The 18,922-nt window shown below is 67.8% G+C and carries 16 protein-coding genes; 9 read left to right on the plus strand and 7 right to left on the minus strand.

Annotated features, from left to right (window positions below):
- Positions 1-143: 143 nt before the first annotated feature.
- Complete coding sequence (locus D1604_RS13940; protein ID WP_199683794.1) at positions 144-884, minus strand: 16S rRNA pseudouridine(516) synthase; 741 nt, start codon at positions 882-884, stop codon at positions 144-146.
- The gene (locus D1604_RS13945; protein WP_119413777.1) at positions 884-1,783 is read right to left on the minus strand and encodes a class I SAM-dependent methyltransferase; all 900 of its coding nucleotides are present in this window, start codon (positions 1,781-1,783) and stop codon (positions 884-886) included. The genes D1604_RS13940 and D1604_RS13945 overlap by 1 nt, the downstream gene beginning before the upstream one ends.
- Before the next feature lie 61 nt (positions 1,784-1,844).
- On the opposite strand from D1604_RS13945, the gene mutM reads away from it, so the two are divergent.
- From mutM to gyrB, 8 genes are all read left to right on the plus strand, one after another.
- A complete protein-coding gene (gene mutM / locus D1604_RS13950) occupies positions 1,845-2,708 on the plus strand; it encodes a bifunctional DNA-formamidopyrimidine glycosylase/DNA-(apurinic or apyrimidinic site) lyase (protein ID WP_119413778.1) in 864 nt (287 codons plus the stop codon).
- Between the two features lie 64 nt (positions 2,709-2,772).
- On the plus strand, positions 2,773-3,558 hold the full coding sequence (locus tag D1604_RS13955; protein WP_024355019.1) for an enoyl-CoA hydratase: 786 nt from the start codon (positions 2,773-2,775) through the stop codon (positions 3,556-3,558).
- A gap of 166 nt (positions 3,559-3,724) precedes the next feature.
- Positions 3,725-3,994, plus strand: a complete 270-nt coding sequence (gene rpsT / locus D1604_RS13960; RefSeq protein WP_024355020.1) for a 30S ribosomal protein S20 — start codon at positions 3,725-3,727, stop codon at positions 3,992-3,994.
- A 504-nt stretch (positions 3,995-4,498) separates the two neighbouring features.
- Positions 4,499-5,926, plus strand: coding sequence for a chromosomal replication initiator protein DnaA (gene dnaA, locus D1604_RS13965; protein WP_233552105.1), 1,428 nt, complete (start codon positions 4,499-4,501; stop codon positions 5,924-5,926).
- A gap of 307 nt (positions 5,927-6,233) precedes the next feature.
- The gene (gene dnaN / locus D1604_RS13970; protein WP_003166402.1) at positions 6,234-7,352 is read left to right on the plus strand and encodes a DNA polymerase III subunit beta; all 1,119 of its coding nucleotides are present in this window, start codon (positions 6,234-6,236) and stop codon (positions 7,350-7,352) included.
- 78 nt (positions 7,353-7,430) lie between these two features.
- Entirely contained in the window at positions 7,431-7,712 is a 282-nt protein-coding gene (locus D1604_RS13975; RefSeq protein ID WP_024355022.1) for a GIY-YIG nuclease family protein, read from the plus strand.
- A 59-nt stretch (positions 7,713-7,771) separates the two neighbouring features.
- Positions 7,772-8,914 carry a DNA replication/repair protein RecF gene (gene recF, locus D1604_RS13980; RefSeq protein WP_119413779.1) on the plus strand — a complete coding sequence of 381 codons (1,143 nt, stop codon included), beginning with the start codon at positions 7,772-7,774 and terminating at the stop codon, positions 8,912-8,914.
- 310 nt (positions 8,915-9,224) lie between these two features.
- On the plus strand, positions 9,225-11,654 hold the full coding sequence (gene gyrB / locus D1604_RS13985; protein ID WP_119413780.1) for a DNA topoisomerase (ATP-hydrolyzing) subunit B: 2,430 nt from the start codon (positions 9,225-9,227) through the stop codon (positions 11,652-11,654).
- A gap of 103 nt (positions 11,655-11,757) precedes the next feature.
- Here gyrB and D1604_RS13990 read toward each other — a convergent pair whose 3' ends face one another.
- The 3 genes from D1604_RS13990 to D1604_RS14000 all read right to left on the minus strand — a co-directional run bounded on the left by D1604_RS13990 (position 11,758) and on the right by D1604_RS14000 (position 14,304).
- Complete coding sequence (locus D1604_RS13990; protein WP_119413781.1) at positions 11,758-12,312, minus strand: hypothetical protein; 555 nt, start codon at positions 12,310-12,312, stop codon at positions 11,758-11,760.
- A gap of 97 nt (positions 12,313-12,409) precedes the next feature.
- The gene (locus tag D1604_RS13995) at positions 12,410-13,765 is read right to left on the minus strand and encodes a diguanylate cyclase (protein WP_119413782.1); all 1,356 of its coding nucleotides are present in this window, start codon (positions 13,763-13,765) and stop codon (positions 12,410-12,412) included.
- Between the two features lie 98 nt (positions 13,766-13,863).
- Positions 13,864-14,304: a hypothetical protein gene (locus D1604_RS14000; protein WP_233552106.1), complete on the minus strand. Its 441-nt coding sequence runs from the start codon at positions 14,302-14,304 to the stop codon at positions 13,864-13,866.
- Between the two features lie 111 nt (positions 14,305-14,415).
- Between D1604_RS14000 and D1604_RS14005 the strand changes: the two genes are divergently transcribed.
- Positions 14,416-15,339: an alpha/beta fold hydrolase gene (locus D1604_RS14005; protein ID WP_119413783.1), complete on the plus strand. Its 924-nt coding sequence runs from the start codon at positions 14,416-14,418 to the stop codon at positions 15,337-15,339.
- A gap of 4 nt (positions 15,340-15,343) precedes the next feature.
- Here the strand turns inward: D1604_RS14005 and D1604_RS14010 are convergent, their stop codons facing one another.
- Both D1604_RS14010 and recQ read right to left on the minus strand, forming a co-directional pair.
- Positions 15,344-16,849 (minus strand): S41 family peptidase, encoded by a 1,506-nt coding sequence (locus tag D1604_RS14010; protein WP_119413784.1) that lies wholly within the window; start codon positions 16,847-16,849, stop codon positions 15,344-15,346.
- An 83-nt stretch (positions 16,850-16,932) separates the two neighbouring features.
- A complete protein-coding gene (recQ, locus tag D1604_RS14015) occupies positions 16,933-18,801 on the minus strand; it encodes a DNA helicase RecQ (protein WP_119413785.1) in 1,869 nt (622 codons plus the stop codon).
- Positions 18,802-18,922: the final 121 nt, after the last annotated feature.

Consider the following 18,922-nt stretch of genomic DNA (forward strand, 5'->3'; position numbering starts at 1 on the left):
GGAGGTGCGCGACTGTGGGGAAGAGGTCAAGCACGCCCTTTTCTCCCCGCTCACCCCGGCGGACGCCGGGGCCCAGTGCTTTAGCGGCAAATGCGGCGTATGGGGCTCTCACTGGGTCCCGGCGTCCGCCGGGATGAGCGGAGTTAGGAGTCGAAGATCGAGGCGATCTCATCCTCGTTCAGCAGCCGCCACTGCCCCGGCGCCAGATCATCGCCGAGCGACAGCCCTCCCAGCCTCTCGCGGTGCAACGCCTCGACGTGATTGCCCGCCGCCGCGAACATCCGGCGCACCTGGTGATAGCGGCCCTCCGTCACCGTCAACCGCGCCTCGGTCGGCGAAATCACCTCCAGCCCGGCGGGCACCAGCGGCTTGTCCTCGCCCTCCAGCACCAGTTCGCCCGAGGCGAACAGCGCGCCCTCCGTCCCGTTCAGCGGCCGCGCCAGCGTTGCGCGATAGACCTTGGCCACATGGCGTTTGGGCGAAATCACCCGGTGCAGCAGGTCGCCATCGTCCGTCAGCAGCAGCAGGCCCGAGGTCTGCTTGTCCAGCCGCCCGATGGTCGAGATCGCCGGGTCGCGCCGCCGCCAGCGGTCGGGCAGAACGTCATAGACCAGCGCCCCGTCTTCCTTGTGCGAACAGGTCATGCCCAGCGGCTTGTTCAACAGGATGACCAGACCGGCCACAGGGTCCAGCGGCTCGCCGTCGATCTCCATGCGGTTCGGCAGATCGGGCGTCACCGGAATGCGCCTGGACACGTCAGTCAGATCGGCGCCGTCCAGCACGATGCCGCCCGCCTTGCCCAGCCGGGCCATCTCGGCCCGCGAGCCGTAGCCCATCGAGCCCAACAGCTTGTCCACGCGGGATGTAGGAACTTTGCCCGCCACTATTTCACCGCCTCGAAAATCTTGTAGCCGCCCTGATCCAGGACCATCCGTACCCCCTTGAAGGCCACGTCCAGTTCGGCCTCATAGGGCAGATGGCGGTTGGCGACGATCCAGGCGGTCCCGCCCTTCCGCAGCATCTCGGCCGCCTTGCGGATGAAGGCCTGACCCAGCCGCCGGTCCTCGGCCCCGCCGTCGTGGAAGGGGGGATTGCTGACGATGAAATCCAGCTCGCCCGCCGCGTCCAGCGTCCGCACATCGGCCCAGTCGAAGCTGGCGCGTGCGTCCTCGACGTTGCGCTTCGCCGCCTCGACCGCGCGCCGGTCGATGTCGACCAGCCTTAGCGCAGTCACGGCGGGCGAGCGCAGCACCACCGTCGACAGCGCTCCGAAGCCGCAGCCCAGATCGGCGCCCGCCCCCTTCAACGGCGGCAGGACTTCGGCCAACAGGGCCGTGCCCGGATCGATCCGGTCCCAGGCGAAGACGCCCGGCTGCGACCAGGCCTCCAGCCCCGGAACCACGCGCGGCGCGCCCGCCTCGATGGCGGCGTCCAGCCCCTCGACGGTCTCGGGGCGGATGACGATGCAGCGGCGATGATGCGCCTTGGCCGTCTCAGCGACCTCAAGTCCGAAGCCCTTCAGCTCCTTGCCCAGCCGCGAACCGCCCTTGTCCTTGGGCGCCATGACATCCAGCCGCCCGCCGGGCTTCAGCGCCTTCAGCGCCAGCGCCAGCGTATAGCGCCGCTCAACCGCGCCGGGCGGGGCGTAGAGCATCACCCCGTCGGCCGATCCGGGCGCGACCGTCTCCAGCGCGCTCGAGCCGGGGATCAGGGGCGAGGTCTGGATCGCCGTCGCGGGCGGGTCGAACACGGCGGGCGGGCGGCCGTAGAGAAGCATGGTCATCCCCCGCCTATAATCCCTTCCCCCCTCGCCCGAGAAGCCGCCCGCGCCTAAGCTGTCGTCCATGCCCGAATTACCCGAAGTCGAAACCGTCCGTCGTGGCCTTCAGCCCGTGCTGGAGGGCGCCCGCCTGAGCGCGCCGCGCCAGAACCGGCCGGACCTGCGCTTTCCCTTTCCCGAACGCTTCGTCGAGCGGCTGGACGGGGCGACGGTGCTGCGGCTGGACCGGCGGGCGAAATACCTGCTGTTCCCCCTGTCGACCGGCGAGACCTGGATCACGCACTTAGGGATGACCGGCCGCTTTACTCTGGAAGGCGTCGCCCCCGGCCTGTTCGAGACGGACGCCCCCGTCGTCGGCAAGCATGAGCATATGAGCCTGACCGCCGACCGGGACGGGGTGCTGACGCGGCTGGGTTATGCCGATGCGCGACGCTTCGGCTTCATGGGCCTCATCCCGACCGGGGCGGTCGAGGGGCACGCCTGGTTCGTCAAGCTGGGACCAGAGCCTCTGGGCAACGCCTTCTCCGGCGCCCATCTGGCCGAGGCCTTCGCGGGCAAGGCGCAGAACATCAAGGTCAGCCTGCTGGACCAGAGCATCGTGGCGGGTCTGGGCAATATCTATGTGTGCGAGGCCCTTTATCGGGCGCGCATCTCGCCCCTGACGGCGGCGGGCAAGGTCAGCCGCCCCCGGCTGGAGCGGCTGGCGGTCGAGGTCCGCAACGTCCTGGTCGACGCCATCGCGGCGGGCGGCTCGACGCTGAAGGACTTCGCCAATGTCGAGGGCGGACAGGGCTATTTCCAGCACCGCTTCGACGTCTATGGCCGCGAGCATGAGCCGTGCCGCACCGAGGGCTGTCGCGGCGTGGTGAAGCGCATCGTGCAGGGCGGCCGCTCGACCTTCTTCTGTCCGGTTTGCCAGAAGGGTTGAGGGGTGTTCCTGTGAGCCGCCCGAGGCGCTAGACCTGCCCCGAACGAGTTGAGAGGAGCGCCTGATGGCCGACGCCTATTCCACCCTGTTGATCGAACGCTGCGCGGACGGCTATGCGGTCGTCACCCTGAACCGGCCCGAGGCGCTGAACGCGCTGAACACCACCCTGACCGGCGAACTGGGCGACTTCCTGGAAAGCGTGGCCGATGACGACAGCGTCCGCTGCATCGTCCTGACCGGCTCGGCCAAGGCCTTCGCGGCCGGCGCCGACATCAAGGAGATGGCGGATCAGGCCTATGCCGACATGTATCGCGGCAACTTCTTCGCTCGCGCGCACGACCGGGTGGCGAACTTCAGGAAGCCAATCATCGCGGCGGTGTCGGGCTATGCCCTGGGCGGCGGCTGCGAACTGGCCATGCTGTGCGACTTCATCATCGCCTCGGACACGGCGAAGTTCGGCCAGCCCGAGATCAACCTGGGCGTGGCGCCCGGCATCGGCGGCTCGCAGCGCCTGACGCGCGCCGTGGGCAAGGCCAAGGCGATGGACATGTGCCTGACCGGCCGGATGATGGACGCCGCCGAGGCCGAACGCTCGGGTCTGGTGTCCCGCGTCGTCGCCGCTGACGCCCTGCTGGACGAGGCGCGCGCCGCCGCCGCCAAGATCGCCGGGCAGTCGATCCTGGCCGTCATGGCCAATAAGGAACTGGTCAACGCCGCCTTTGAGACCACCCTGGCGCAGGGAGTGGTGTTCGAGCGTCGCCTGTTCCACTCCCTGTTCGCCTTTGACGACCAGAAGGAGGGCATGGCCGCCTTCGTCGAGAAGCGGAAGCCCGCCTTCACCGGCCGCTGAATCCATGTCGGGGCCGGATGAAACGAGGCGCAAACCCCGGCCCCGACTCAATTCCCGCCGGATCGCGTTGACCGTTCGGGGGCTTTCAGCTATAGCCGCCCGCTCTTGAGATTTTCTCGCCGTGGACGTGTGGTTTACGGCGTTTTCGTTCGAAGGTTTTTACCCGATGGCCAACAATGCAGGCGCCCGCAAGGCGATCCGCAAGATCGAAGCGCGGACCGAAGTGAACAAGGCCCGCCGCACCCGCGTTCGCACCTACCTGCGCAAGTTCCAGGAAGCCGTCACGGGCGGCGACGTGGAAACCGCCAAGGCTGCGTTCATCACCGCCCAGTCGGAACTGATGCGCGCCGTGTCCAAGGGCGTGGTTCACAAGAACACCGGCTCGCGCAAGGTCAGCCGTCTGGCCGCCCAGTTGAAGAAGCTGTCGGCCGCCTGATTTCGCACGGGCGCTCGGACGGGTCTTCACGGCTTCGTCAAACGACGCAATGCGACGGCTACGGAAGGCCCTTAACAGGCATTTCGTAAAAGAATGTAAGAATTTCAACGGCGAGGAAGCGCAAGCTCCCTCGCCGTCTTGCTGTCCGCCTCTAAGTCATGCTTACCGATTCCAGTTATTGATTGAGGCGAAATCGCCATTTTCCTAAGCCCTGCCGGGGTTTGCTGGAGTCAATCAATTTAAGTGCGAATCTCGACTCGAATCAGCGTTGATCTCCGCCGTTCCGGGGGTAAGTTGAGGGGGTAACGCACTTCCGTCCTTTCTGGATGAAGACGAGGGAAATCAATGATTTCCCCCGGCGCGAGATGTCTGTCTGTGAGTACGACCCCGCTTGCGAAGCCCGGCTTCGCGAGACGAGAGAAGTCGTCCCCGGACCTCGTCTCGAAGGGCGTTCGTCGGTGATAACTCTTGTGGCGGGTGTTCTTCATGATCGGGGGCGTGGCGATGGCGGGTATGACGGATCCCAACCGTATCTGGACTGAGGCGGCGGACCGCCTGAAGGCTGAGATCGGCGACGGACCCTTCAGCAGCTATATCGCGCCTTCGGCGGTGCGCGTGGACTCTCAGGGCAATCTGATCCTGGTGACCCCGACCGCCTATGCGCGCGACTGGGTGCGCAAGAACGCCCTGCGCCGGATGAACGAGCTGTGGCTGGGCCTGGACGGCCTGTCGCGCCGTCTGGAGGTCCGTTGCCGCGCCGAGATGGGCTCCGTGCCCCCGGCCTCGGCCTCGCGTGAAGCCCCGCGCCTGTCCTCGATCAGCGCCGCGCCTGCGGCCGCCCCGACCGCACCCGCCTTCGCCCCGGCCACCGACGGCGCCCGCGCCGTGCGCGCTGCGGGCCTGCAGGAGCGCCTGACCTTCGACAGCTTCGTCGAGGGGCACGGCAACGCCTTCGCCCTGGCCATCGCCAAGCAGGTGGCGTCCTGGGCCGACGGCCACTTCAACCCCGTCTTCTTCTGCGGCCCTTACGGCTACGGCAAGACGCACCTGCTGAACGCCATCGCCTGGGAGGCGCAGCGCCTGCGCCCGGACGCCAAGGTGGTCTATCTGACCGCCGAACGCTTCCTGTCGACCTTCGTGCGCGCCATGCAGGACCGCTCGACCGCCGCCTTCAAGGAAAGCCTGCGCTCAGCCGACATGCTGCTGCTGGACGACGTCCAGTTCGTGGGCGGCAAGACCAGCACCCAGGAAGAATTGCTGAACACCCTCACGGCCCTGATCGAGGACGGCAAACGCATCGTCCTGTCGGCCGACCGCGCGCCGGTGGCCCTGACCGATGTCGAGCCGCGCCTGCGCAGCCACCTGGCCGCGGGCCTGACCTGCCCGGTCGAGGCGGCCGATCGCGACCTGAAGGTCGCCGTCGCCCAGTCGCGTCTGAACGCCCTGGCCAAGCTGGGCGTCGTTTCGGGCGAGGCCCGCGCTGATATGCTGGAACATCTGGTGGACCGCACCCCCGGCTCGATGCGCGAGCTGGAAGGCGCCGTGAACACCCTGGCCGCCGTGGCCGGAAGCCGCCTGTCGACCCTGACCGTCGACGAAGTCCAGACCCTGCTGGGCGCCGCCCTGCGCACGGGTCCTGAGCGCCGCATCACTGTGGACGAGATCCAGAAGACGGTGGCCGAGCACTTCAACCTGAAACAGGCCGACCTGCTGAGCGAGCGCCGCACCCGCGCCATCGCCCGCCCGCGCCAGATCGCCATGTATCTGTGCAAGCAGCATACGACGCGCTCCTACCCCGACATCGGCCGCCGCTTCGGCGGGCGCGACCACACCACCGTCCTGCACGGGGTCCGCAAGATCGAGGAGCTGATGCCCAAGGACGACCAGATCGCCCGCGACGTCGAGGCCCTGACGCGCAAACTGCGCGGGTAAGCCGAGCGACCAAACCCTTTCCTTCATCATCCTCCGGCTTGACCGGAGGACCCAGCGGCGCCGAAGGCGATCTTGGCCGCAAACGCCGCGTGCGCCTCATTCGCGCTAACGCGCGCCGCAGGTTTCCTCGATTTGCGCCGCTCCGCGGCTTGCCGGAGAACGACGGAAAGAAGATCGGCCTGTGGAAATCGGGGGCAGACGGCGCGCAGACGCCTCTGCCCGTTGCCCCTTTCGCTCAATGCGCTAGTGTTCCCGCCCATATTTACGGCGGCGCTGCTTCGACAGGGCCGCGACCGGGCGAGACCATATGCAGCTGACCATCGAACGTTCCGCGCTTCTTCGGGCCCTGGGGCACGTCCAGAGCGTGGTCGAGCGTCGCAACACCATTCCGATCCTGTCCAACGTGCTGCTGAGCGCCGGGCGCGACCGCCTGTCGTTCGCCGCCACCGACCTGGACATGGAGATGGTCGACGAGGCCGAGGCCCAGGTGAACGTCGAGGGCCAGATCACGGCCCCGGCCCACACCCTGTATGAAATCGTGCGCAAGCTGCCGGACGGGGCCGAGGTGTCGCTGACCTATTCGGGCGACGATCCGCGTCTGGTGGTGGCGGCGGGCCGTTCGCGCTTCAACCTGCCGGTGCTGCCGGCGGGCGACTTCCCGGTCATGTCGACCGAGGCGTCGGGCGCGCGCTACACCCTGCCCAAGGAAGATCTGGCGCGCCTGATCGACAAGACGCGCTTCGCCGTCTCGACCGAAGAGACCCGCTACTATCTGAACGGCCTTTATCTGCACACCGTGGCCGACGGCGGCATTCCGCTGCTGCGCGCCGTGGCCACCGACGGTCACCGCCTGGCCTTGGCCGAAACCCCGGCGCCGGAAGGCGCGGCGGGCGGCCCCGGCGTCATCGTGCCGCGCAAGACGGTGGATCAGGTCCGCCGCCTGCTGGACGACGGCGCCGGCCCGGTCGAGGTCCAGGTCTCGGCCCAGAAGATCCGCTTCGAGTTCGGCGAGGCCAGCCTGACCTCCAAGGTCATCGACGGCGCCTTCCCCGACTATCTGCGCGTCATTCCCAAGGGCAACGACAAGCAGGCCGACATCGACAACAGCCTGTTCGCCAAGGCCGTCGACCGCGTGGCCACCATCTCGGCCGAGAAGAGCCGCTCGGTGAAGCTGGCTTTCGACAACGACCGGGTGAAGCTGACCGTCCGCAACATGGAGGCCGGTCAGGCCGAGGAAGAAGTCGAGATCGGCTATTCCGACGAACCGTTCGAAATCGGCTTCAACGCCCGCTACCTGCTGGACGTCGCCGGCCAGATCACCGGCGAGACCGCCCACTTCAAGTTCGCCGATCCCGCCAGCCCGACGCTGGTCCTCGACCCGGCCGACGTGGGCGTCCAGTACGTGCTGATGCCGCTGCGGGTGTAGGACTAGCCGGTGCTGCCCCCTCTTCCGCTCATCCCGGCGGACGCCGGGACCCAGTGAGAACCGGGGACAGTCGGCCGGATGTTCTACGTCTACATTCTGGCCAGTCGCCGCAACGGCACGCTCTATACCGGCTCTACGGATGACTTGCTGAAACGGGTCGCCGAGCATCGCGAGAAGCTGCGCGACGGGTTCACCGCCCGCTACGCTGTCTCTCGTTTGGTTTGGTATGAGGCTCATAACAGTCGAGAGACCGCCTTTCTTCGCGAACGGCGCATCAAGGAATGGCGACGCGAGTGGAAGCTGGACCTGATCGAGCGTATGAACCCTGAATGGGCCGATCTATTCGAGACGCTCCTTTGAACCGCGCCGCTTGCGGCCAAAGCACTGGGTCCCGGCGTCCGCCGGGATGAGCGGATAGATTGAGCCTCACCTCCCTCGCCCTCACCGACTTCCGCTCTTACGCGGGCGCGACCCTGCCGGTTTCCGGCGGGACGGTGGTGCTGCATGGGCCGAACGGGGCGGGCAAGACAAATCTGCTGGAGGCGATCAGCCTGCTGACCCCCGGCAAGGGGCTGCGCGGGGCGACGGCGGCCGAGATGGGGCGGCGCGAGCCGGGCGAGGCGCTGGGACGTGCCTGGGCCGTGGCGGCGACGCTGCAGGCAGCCGACGGCGACGAGGTTCGCCTCGGCACCGGCGTCCAGACGATGGGGCCATCGGCGCGGCGGATTGTGCGTATCGACGGCGAGACGGCACCGCCGGGACGGCTGCTGGACCATCTGCGCCCGGTCTGGGCCACGCCTGAGCAGGACCGACTGTTCTCAGACGCTCGGGCCGAGCGTCTTCGTTTTTTCGACCGTCTGGTCTTCGCCGCCCATCCTGACCATGCCGCTGTCGTCTCGACCTATGAAAAGGCCCTGCGCGAGCGGCTGCGTCTGCTGACGGATGAGACGCGCCCCGCCGATCCCCTGTGGCTGGACGCGCTGGAGGCCCGCTTGGCCGAGAGCGGCGCGCGCGCTGCGATGGCGCGCGCGACGGCGTTAAAGGAGCTTCAGTCCGGGATCGACGCCCGAGCCGACCGCCCCTTCCCTCAAGCCGATCTGGGGCTGGCCGGTCCGGCCGAAGAGATGGCGGCGGCGGGGGCGGATGAGGCCGACATCGTCGAGGCGCTGGGCGAAGGCCTGATGCGCGCCCGCGTCCGCGACGCCGCCGCCGGACGCAGCCTGTTCGGCCCGCACCGCTCGGACCTCACCGCCCTGCACCGCGAGAAGAACCGGCCCGCCGCCGAAGGTTCGTCGGGCGAGCAGAAGGCGCTGGTGCTGAACCTGATCCTGGCCCAGGTGACGCGCCTGGCCCATCCTGAATCCGGGCAACCCGCCCAACCGATCCTCCTGCTGGACGAGGCCCCCGCCCATCTGGACGAAACCCGCCGCGCCGCCCTGTTCGACGAGATCGAGGCGCTGAAGCTTCAGGCCTTCATGACCGGGACGGAGCGCCCGCTGTTCGCGGCGCTGGAAGACCGTGCGCAGTTCGTGGCGGTGGAAGGCGGCGGGCTGTCAAGCTGAAGGCCAGCGCTCGACCTTCTCCCTCCCCTTCATGGGGGAGGGTGGCTGAGCCTGCAAGGCGAAGCCGGGTGGGGGCGGCAAGGCTATTCAAGCGCCGAGACCAGGATCGCCAAGCCCTCCCCACCCGGTCTCCGCTCCGCATCGACCACCCTCCCCATGAAGGGGAGGGAGAAGGGCTTAAAGGCTCGCTTTTCCCGTCAAATTTCCTATATATCGGAGACTTCGGGACGTGCTGATTTGCACGCCTGAGACGGGCGGCCTGCGTGTCGCCTCTTCCCTGTCCGCCTGCGGACCCTGAGCCGACGTTTTCATGACCGAACAGACTGCTCCCTCGCCCGAGTACGGCGCCGATTCCATCAAGGTTCTCAAAGGCCTGGACGCGGTGCGCAAGCGCCCCGGCATGTATATCGGCGACACGGACGACGGCTCGGGCCTGCACCACATGGTCTATGAGGTGGTGGACAACGCCATCGACGAGGCCCTTGCCGGGCACGCCGATCTGGTGACCGTCACCCTGAATGAAGACGGCTCCGTCACCGTGACCGATAACGGACGCGGCATTCCGGTGGCGACCCACGCCGAAGAAGGCATCTCGGCGGCCGAGGTCATCATGACCCAGCTGCACGCGGGCGGTAAGTTCGACCAGAACTCCTACAAGGTGTCGGGCGGCCTGCACGGCGTGGGCGTCTCGGTGGTCAACGCCCTGTCGGACTGGCTGGAACTGGTCATCTATCGCGAGGGCAAGAAGCACAGCGTCCGTTTCGAGCGCGGCGACACCGTGCGCTCGCTGGCGGTCATCGGCGACGCGCCGATGCGCGAGGACAAGGGCCGTCTGCTGACCGGCACCGAGGTCACCTTCTACCCGTCGATCGACACCTTCAGCCACATCGACTTCGACCTGAAGACGCTGGAGCACCGCCTGCGCGAAATGGCCTTCCTGAACTCAGGCGTGGTCATCAAGCTGAGCGACAATCGCGGGCCCGAGCCGGTCGAGATCCTGCTGCACTATGAAGGCGGCGTCGAAGCTTTCGTGCGCCACCTCGACAAGTCCAAGACGCCGATCCTGAAGGACGTCATCGTCATCCGCGGCCAGAAGGACGGCATCGAGCTGGACCTGGCCCTGTGGTGGAACGACTCCTACCACGAGACGATGTTGTGCTTCACCAACAACATCAACCAGCGCGACGGCGGCACCCACCTGTCGGCCTTCCGCGCCAGCCTGACCCGCGTCATGGGCGCCTATATCGAAAGCTCGGGGCTGGCCAAGAAGGAGAAGGTCTCCGTCTCGGGCGAGGATGCGCGCGAGGGCCTGACCTGCGTCCTGTCGGTCAAGGTGCCCGACCCGAAATTTTCCAGCCAGACCAAGGACAAGCTGGTCTCGTCCGAGGTGCGCCCGGCCGTTGAAAGCCTGTGCTCCGAGGGTCTGTCGACCTGGTTCGAGGAACACCCGGTCGAGGCCAAGCTGGTCGTCTCCAAGATCATCGAGGCCGCTTCCGCCCGTGAAGCCGCCCGCAAGGCGCGCGACCTGACCCGCCGTAAATCGGCGCTGGAGATCTCCTCCCTGCCCGGCAAGCTGGCCGACTGTCAGGAACGCGATCCGGCCAAGTCCGAACTGTTCATCGTCGAGGGCGACTCGGCCGGCGGCTCGGCCAAACAGGCGCGCAACCGCGAGAACCAGGCCGTCCTGCCCCTGCGCGGCAAGATCCTGAACGTCGAGCGCGCCCGCTTCGACCGGATGCTGTCGTCCGACACCATCGGCACCCTCATCCTGGCGCTGGGCACGGGCATCGGCCGCGACGATTTCGACGCCGACAAGCTGCGCTATCACAAGATCATCCTGATGGCCGATGCCGACGTCGACGGCGCCCACATCCGCACCCTGCTGCTGACCTTCTTCTATCGTCAGATGCCGGAGCTGATCGAACGCGGCCACGTCTACATCGCCCAGCCGCCGCTCTATAAGGTCTCCAAGGGCAAGCAGCACCGCTACATCAAGGATCAGGCCGAGATGGACGCCTACCTGATCGAGGAAGGCAGCGCCGAGGCGACGCTGGAGCTGGCCTCGGGCGAGGTGCGCGCCAGCATGGACCTGCAGGAACTGGTTCGCGAGGCCAAGGCGTTCAAGGCCCTGGTCGACCGTCTGGCCAGCCGCGCCCCCGCCTTCGCCATCGAACAGGGCGCGTTGGCGGGCCTGTTCGACGAGAGCACAGGCGAACTGTCCGACCGCGCCGTGCGCGCGGCCGAGCGGCTGAACCTCTACGCCGAAGAGGGCGACGGTCCGTGGAGCGGCGAACTGGCCGCCCAGGGCGGCGTGGCCTTCACGCGCGTTCGCCGCGCCGTCAGCGAGACCATCGTGCTGGACGAGGTGCTGGGCCGTTCGCTGGACGCCCGCCGTCTGGCCGAGCGCGCCGCCGCCTTCGACGGCCTGTTCGCCACCCCGGCCGTCTATCGCCGCAAGGACAAGACCACGACCATCCGCGGCCCGCTGGACCTGCTGGCGGCCGTTCTGGACGCGGGCAAGAAGGGCATCGCCATCCAGCGCTACAAGGGTCTGGGCGAGATGAACCCGGAACAGCTGTGGGAGACGACGCTGGACGCCAACGCCCGCACCCTGCTTCAGGTCAAGGTCGAGCATGGCGACGACGCCGACGACCTGTTCGCCAAGCTGATGGGCGATGTGGTCGAGCCCCGCCGCGAGTTCATTCAGGAAAACGCCCTGGACGCCGCCGTCGACGCCTGACGGCTGGAGCGAAATCGGTTCACATGCGATCGCATGTGAACCCAGATATTCGCTCAAGTGATTGATCTGAGTTCGGATTGATCCAATCCGAACCGATAATGGTCTAGAGCATCACCATGACCGTGTGCGCGAGCAGGACGATCAGTCCCGCTCGCTGCACCGCCGCGCCCGGCCAGATCAGCATGGGGATGATGCAGGCGAAACGGACGCCCTGATAGATCAGCAGCATCGGTATAACCGGCGCGATCGGCTCGTTCAGCTTCAGAATATAGACGACATTGACGATGGTGCTGGCGAGCACCGGGATCAGCAGGGCGCCGACGAGCACCGTGCGGTGCTGGGCGTAATAGGTCTCCAGCGACGCGACTTCATCATAGCGGGGCCGGATGACCTGGCTGATGAAGATGTACGGCAGGGCCATCGCCAGACAAACCAAAAGCTCCCCCGCCCCCAGCCTCATGTCTGCCTGGGCGCGGAACAGGGACAGCCACTGCTGACAGGCCGCTGTCAGCACGACGGCGCCCAGAAGAGGGACCGTCCACCCGATCATCACCCGGCCGCGCGCCTTGTACATTTCGGCGAAGGCCGTCGCGACATTGGCCACCGCCAGCCCGAGCAGAAGGGCGTAAAAGGCGAAGAGCGCGTCGAATTCCTGCATAGCGTCCCCCGATTGTCGGGACGCATTAGTAACCCTGTTTTTTGAGATCGAAAGCGCTTATTCGTTCAGCCTGCCGAGGGCGCCGGGAGGGCCTCGCCTAGGCGATCTCGACCCGGTTACGGCCGTTCTGCTTGGCGCGGTACAGGGCGTCGTCGGCTTGCTTGACCAGATAGTTCTCATCCGGATGGCCGCCATGTTCGGCGGCGCCGATGGACACGGTGACGTGGAAGGGCGCCAGGCCCGACGCCGTGATGGCCTTGGCCGCCAGGGCCTGACGCATCCGTTCGGCGATGATCGCGGCCTGACGCAGACCGGTTTCAACCAGGACGATCAGGAACTCCTCGCCGCCGTAACGGAAGACGAAGTCGCTGGGCCGCACGTTCTCGGTCACGGCCTCGGCCACCTGGCGCAGCACCTCGTCGCCGATCGGGTGGCCGTGCGTATCGTTGATCCTTTTGAAATGGTCCACGTCGAGCAGCAACACCGACAACGGCGTGTGGTTGGCGTTAGCGAAACCGATCTCGCGGCTCAGGATCGACGACAAGAAGCGCCGGTTCAGGGCGCGCGTCAGCGGGTCGCGTCCGCCTTCCATCCCCGCCAGCCCCTGGAACATCTCGTTCAGCAGGAAGGCGACCTCGTCCACCGCCGCCTCCAGCGCCTCCAGCGGCCCGACCAGTTCAGACGAAGCCGCGCCCGGCGTGAAACGGGGCAACAACTCGCCGTCGATACGCTCCATCGCCGCGTTCAGACGCGCCAGATGCGGCGAGCCGTCGAACAGAAAGTCGGCCCGGTGACGGATCCACAGGCCGAACGGCGAGGCGCTGAGCGCGCCCGCCCCCTCCACCCCGCCCGACGCCAGGATGCGGAACAGTGTCTTCTGGCTCCATTCCATCAGGCCCGCGCGCTGGCTCTCGCGCTCGAAATGGATGTCCTGGTCCAACGAGAAAAGGCGATAGGCCTCGTCCAGCCGCGCGCGATTGCTGGCCCCCTTTTCATAGGACTGGCTCATCAGGCGCAGGGCGTGGTCGATGCGCTCGCCGGACAGCCGCAACAGGTCGAAAGCGGCCGGGTCGCAGGCCAGGACGTCCGCCAGCCGCCCCTTCAGCACCGCCGCCCCCGCCATGACCAGATGCATCGGAATCTTGATGCGGGCGTGAACTTCGCCGATCTTGACCTGGCGCGCGACAAAGGCGGCTTCGTCGCCATCAACCTCGGGCGCGAACAGGTCGATCAGCCAGCGACGCAGAGACGGGCTCAGCCGCTCCTGCACCACCGAATGATGCAGGAAGGCGCGCGCCTCCTCATGCGCCAGCAGCGCATCGTAGAAGGCCGCCACCAGGGCCTCGGCGTGGTCCTGAACCAGTTGACGCAGGCGGCGCACCGACGCCGGATCGGCGACGCCGAACTGCGCGGCGTCCTGAGTGTCGGCAAGCGCCGGAAATGAAGGCTGCAAGATACGGCTCGATACTGTTACGCGGCGTCGCATCGACGCCCGGCCGGCCTTAACCCCAAGCGATCAGGCGGACAAGCCGACCGGGCCTCGCCTCATGGTCAGCGCGAGTCGGGGCGCCCGGCTTCGATAAAGGCGCGGATCGTCGGGAACGTCGCCGTCCCGCGCTTTTCCTCGCACACGATCTCCTTGACGTAGGAGTCCAGAGAATTGCGCACGACCGGCTCGAAATCATAGCCGTCGTCGATCCGCTCCTGCTCGGCGCCGTCCGGACCGTAATACACCTCTTCGCCCGCCTTCGACTGATTGGCGGCGCAGCGGAAGCTGACGGTCCCGATGCTGTGCGACAGATCGGTCGGCTCGCCCTTGGCGGGGACGCGGGCCAGCCGGGCGCTGGTGACGCCGCCAGCCTGGGCTATGGAATCGACATCCACCATGAAGGCGGTGGCCGAGCTGCGTGAAATGACGTTCCAGTTCTCGGCCAGGGCGGGCGATGCAGCCAGACCCAGAACAGAGGACAGGACAATGATGGATTTCTTCATGAGAACCTCCCCAGGTCCGGTGATTTCACTCCTGATCTTCGCAAATTTCAATCCATCGCGCCAAAAGCCTGTCGCCGAGGTTTCGCCGCTATCTGACGGCAGTTTGGCGCCATGAGCCGGTTTTCCGCTGTCCTGACCGCCCTTTTCCTGAGCCTGACGACCGTGGCGGCGCCCGCTGCGGCGCGTTCGCCCGCCGTCGCGACCGTCAGCCCCGACGTCGCGCCCGCCGGTTTCCAATCCTCGCGCATCGTCGTTGAGACGCGCGGACAGGGACCGGACGTGGTGCTGATCCCCGGCCTGGCCTCGACCTCGGCGGTCTGGAGCCGCACAGCGGCCGCGCTGCAGGACCGCTACCGGGTACACCTGATCACGGTGCGCGGCTTCGGCCCGCTGGCGGCGGCCGGCAACGCCGAAGGCCGCATCGGCGGCCCGGCGGCGGCGGAGATCCTGCGTTACATCGATGAAGCGGGTCTGGATCGTCCCGCCCTGATCGGCCATTCGATGGGCGGGCAGATGGCCCTGCGCGTCGCGGCCGAGGGCGGGCCCCGCGTCGGCCGGGTCATGGTCGTGGACGCCTCGCCCTTCTTCCCGTCCCTGATCAGCCCCGGCTCGACGGTGGGCGATGTCGAGCCTCTGGCGCGGCTGGCCTATCAGGGCCTGATGCTGCTGGGCGATCAGGCCCTGCGCACTCAGGCCGCCTCTCTGGGCCTTGAACTGGGCGGCGCAGCCGACAGCCTGTTCAACGGCCTGGGCTGGCAGGGGGGCGACCGGCGCGTTCTGGCCCAGGGCCTGTACGAAGTGATGACGGTGGATCTGCGCTCTCGCCTGCCGCTGATCCAGGCCCCGGTCACCGTCGTCTATGGCTGGAGCCCCGACGCCGACAGCCCGCGCAGCCACGTCGACGGCCTGTTCCGCGACGGCTACCGTTCTCTGCCCCGCCCGGCGACCTTCGAGCGGATCGAGGGCGCCGAGCACATGGTCATGATCGACCGACCGCGTCAGTTCCAGCAGGCCGTCGACCGGTTCCTGCGCTGAGGCTTCAGTTCGGCTGAAGCCTGCGGATCGAGGCCAGCAGGCCGGCGTCGTCGCTCATGTCGCCCTCGATGACATACTGGGGCCGCTGCGGCTCGTTGTTGCCGCGCGCCCGCCCGCGATAGACCTTCATCGGCACGGCGATCTGGGCCAGGCCGCTGGGCAGGGTCGGGTTGCGGATTTCCATGTAAACGGTGTCTGCCGAGGTCTCGCGACCGACCTGGACCGCGCCCGCGGTCTTCCACAGATCGACGGCGTCAAGGCAGGCCGAGCCGCAGCTGGAATCGGTCAGGACATAGACCCGGCCCGCCATCAACTGGGGCGCGGGCGGGGGCGGGCCGGCGTCTTCCGGGGCTTCGTCGTTGGCGCTGCGCCAATAGGTCTGACCGGCAGCCTGGGCGGTCTTCATGCCGTCCACGGCGGTCTCGGCCCAGGTGATGTACTCGGGAGAGCCGTTCGAAGCGCGAAGTTGGCCGAGGAAATCCGAAATCTGGGCGATGTTGCCGTCCGAGGCGCGCCATTCGACGGCTTCGATGGCCGGCTCGGGGTGGGCGATCATCCAGTCGTCGCCCCACAGGATTTGCGCCATCAACTGGCTCCAGTGCGAGGAGCCGCCGCCGTTGCCGCGAAGGTCCAGCACCACATAGGGGGCCGCGCGCAGGGCCTCCTGCTTGGTTTTCATGTCGGCGATCAGCGCGGTCAGCTCGGCGTGGGTCTCGCTGGACGGATCGCCGTTGAACGAGGGCGTCGAGATCCACATGCCGCCGTCGTCGAAATGTTTCAGGCCGAAGTCGGGCCAGACGCGCTGGGCCAGTTTGGCGCGGCGGGCGCCGAGGTCGTCGGGCGTGGCGCGCCAGCTGAGGGCGTAGGTCCGGGTCGCGCCGTCAGCCTCGAAGCGGCACTGACGCATCTCGCTGATCCACGGATTCTGGGCGCTGAGGAACTGCCACTCGCCGAAGAGGACGCGTTGGGCTTCCAGGAACCAGCGGCCCCGGAACTGGCCGATGCGCTGCTCGGCCAGGGCCTCGGCGGCCACGCCGTCGCAGTCGATCAGTTTGGCGCCCATCGGGGGCGTGGCGGCGTCGGCTTCGTCGCGGTCGGCCACCACCTGATCGGCGCCGCGATAGACGGTCAGGAAGCCGGGCCAGCGCGTGGCGAAGCCGTAGTTCGGCTGGGTGACGTTGATGCCGACATGGCCGTCCTCGAAGCTGGCGACATAGGCCCGCAGCGCCCACCACCAGCCGCCCGCGTCGGTGGTGGTCCTGGCCCGCTCCAGCGCGACGGTCAGGCCTTCCTCCAGTCGCGGCCTGAAGGCGGGGTTGAGGGGGTCATAGGTGCCGGGGTGGCTGTCGATCATGATGTCGTGCAGGCCGGTGGCGTCCTGAACCAGGGTCGCCGACCAGTCGCGCGGCTGGTCCATCGGCTTGGGCGCGTCGCTCGCTTCTTGAGCCTGAGCCGCGCTCGCCATCGCCATCGCCAGACAGGCCGCGCCCGTCGCCAGAAACCGCTTCATGTCCAATCTCTCTCCCGGTGTGGGAGCAAGAAATGACAGGGCGGCGAGGGGCCTTCCAGTTACGCTTTGGTCATGGTCGCCGGTCAGTCAGAGGCGGCCAGCGCCTCCAGCACGCCCTTGCCATAGCGTTCCAGCTTGCCCGCGCCGACGCCGGAGATGACGGCCAACTGGTCCAGCCCGCGCGGCTCCTGCAGGGCGATCTCAACCAGAGTCTTGTCCTGGAAGATGACATAAGGCGGCACGCGCTGTTCGACGGCGCGGTCGCGGCGCCAGGCGCGCAGGGCTTCGAAGCGGGCGCGCACGTCGGCGTCCAGCCCCTCGACCGCCAGATTGCGCCCGGCGTTGCGGCGCGGCTTGTCCAGCGCCACGGCCCGGATCGGCGCCTGACGCACCCGCACCGGCCGCTCGCCGCGATAGACGGCCCGCACGGCCTGCGCCTCGCCCAGACGAATGATCGGCTTGCCGTCGTTGGGGTCCTCAACCAGCAGGCCCTCGAACAAAAGATGGTCGATCACATCGCGCCACGCGACCAGCGACAGGTCGGCGCCGATGCCCCAGGTCGACAGCCCCGCCTCCCACGGCTGGACGTCCTTGGTCTTGCCCAGCAGGTGATCGACGACGCGCGTCCGGCCGAAGCGTTCGCCCAGCCGCTGGACCGCCGCCAGGGCCTTCTGAGCGGGCACCACGGCGTCGAAGGTGGCGGGCGGGTCGCCGCAGATGTCGCAGACGCCGCACGGCTGGGCGTCCTGCTCGCCGAAATAGCGGCGCACGGCCTGGGGCCGACAGGTCGCGCCGTCCAGCATGGCGAACAACTGGCGCACCTTGCGGGTCTGGACCTGTTTGACCTCCTCGGCCATGGGCCGCCCCTCAAGGCGGCGCAGGGACCAGGCGATGTCGGACGGGCCGTAAAGGGTGATGCCCTCGGCCGGTTCGCCGTCCCGCCCCGCGCGGCCGATCTCCTGCCAGTAAGCCTCCAGAGAACCGGGCGGATCGGCGTGGATGACGAAGCGCACGTCCGGCTTGTCCACCCCCATGCCGAAGGCGATGGTCGCGACCATGACGGCGCCGTCCTCGGCCAGGAAGCGCTCCAGCCGCCGGTCGCGCTCGCGGGCGTCGAATCCAGCGTGATAGGCGATGGCGTTGCTTCCGGCGTCTCTCAGGGCGTCGGCCACCCGCTCGCAGCCGTCGCGGCTTCCGCAATAGACCACGCCCGACTTGCCGCGCCGTTCGCGCACCAGTTCGATGACGGCGGCGTCGGTGCGGGCGCGCGAGCCGTTGACCTTGCGTTCGGCGGACAGCTGAAGATTGGGCCGGGCGAAGCTGTCGACGAAGACCTGCGCCTCGCCCAGCCGCAGCGAGGCCAGAATGTCGTCGCGCGTGCGGGCGTCGGCGGTCGCCGTCACCGCGATGCGGGGCACGCCGGGGAAGGTCTCGGCCAGGCGGCCCAGGGTGCGATAATCGGGCCGGAAGTCATGGCCCCACTGAGACACGCAGTGCGCCTCGTCGATGGCGATCAGGCTGATCGGCAGTTCGGCCAACCGCTCCAGCATGGCGCCGGACGCCAGCCCTTCGGGCGAGACGTAGAGCAGGTCCAGCTCGCCCGCCCGCGCCGCCCGCCACACGGCCGAACGCTCGTCCATCGTCAGGCCCGAATCAAGACGGGCGGCGGCCACTCCCTGCTGTTTCAGCGCCTCGACCTGATCCGTCATCAGGGCGATCAGCGGCGACACGACCAGGCCGACGCCGGGCCGCAGGATGGCGGGCACCTGATAGCAGACGCTCTTTCCGCCGCCGGTCGGCAGCACGGCCATCACGTCGCGTCCGGCCAGAACCTCCTGGATCACATCGGCCTGCAGGCCCCGAAAATCGGCATGGCCCCAGACCCGCTCCAGCAGGCGCCGCGCCTCGTCCAGGGTCGGAAAGGCGGCGTCGGTCGGGCGAGGGTCGAACATGGCGGGCGTTGTGCCGTATTCGTTCCGAGGTGTCATCCCGTCATCGCCGCGCAGTCGCGATGCGCGGCCCCCGTTGTCACGAGACCGCTTTCGGGCTTACCTCCGCGCAACAACGGAAAAA

The organism is Brevundimonas sp. LPMIX5, from assembly GCF_003576505.1.
GTDB classification, from domain to species: domain Bacteria; phylum Pseudomonadota; class Alphaproteobacteria; order Caulobacterales; family Caulobacteraceae; genus Brevundimonas; species Brevundimonas naejangsanensis.

Coding starts and splice junctions, on each gene's coding strand:
- D1604_RS13945 (WP_119413777.1), bottom strand. CDS start 1,783: ATGACCATGCTTCTCTACGGCCGCCCGCCCGCCGTGTTCGACCCGCCC.
- mutM (WP_119413778.1), top strand. CDS start 1,845: ATGCCCGAATTACCCGAAGTCGAAACCGTCCGTCGTGGCCTTCAGCCC.
- D1604_RS13955 (WP_024355019.1), top strand. CDS start 2,773: ATGGCCGACGCCTATTCCACCCTGTTGATCGAACGCTGCGCGGACGGC.
- rpsT (WP_024355020.1), top strand. CDS start 3,725: ATGGCCAACAATGCAGGCGCCCGCAAGGCGATCCGCAAGATCGAAGCG.
- dnaA (WP_233552105.1), top strand. CDS start 4,499: ATGGCGGGTATGACGGATCCCAACCGTATCTGGACTGAGGCGGCGGAC.
- dnaN (WP_003166402.1), top strand. CDS start 6,234: ATGCAGCTGACCATCGAACGTTCCGCGCTTCTTCGGGCCCTGGGGCAC.
- D1604_RS13975 (WP_024355022.1), top strand. CDS start 7,431: ATGTTCTACGTCTACATTCTGGCCAGTCGCCGCAACGGCACGCTCTAT.
- gyrB (WP_119413780.1), top strand. CDS start 9,225: ATGACCGAACAGACTGCTCCCTCGCCCGAGTACGGCGCCGATTCCATC.
- D1604_RS13990 (WP_119413781.1), bottom strand. CDS start 12,312: ATGCAGGAATTCGACGCGCTCTTCGCCTTTTACGCCCTTCTGCTCGGG.
- D1604_RS14000 (WP_233552106.1), bottom strand. CDS start 14,304: ATGAAGAAATCCATCATTGTCCTGTCCTCTGTTCTGGGTCTGGCTGCA.
- D1604_RS14005 (WP_119413783.1), top strand. CDS start 14,416: ATGAGCCGGTTTTCCGCTGTCCTGACCGCCCTTTTCCTGAGCCTGACG.
- D1604_RS14010 (WP_119413784.1), bottom strand. CDS start 16,849: ATGAAGCGGTTTCTGGCGACGGGCGCGGCCTGTCTGGCGATGGCGATG.
- recQ (WP_119413785.1), bottom strand. CDS start 18,801: ATGTTCGACCCTCGCCCGACCGACGCCGCCTTTCCGACCCTGGACGAG.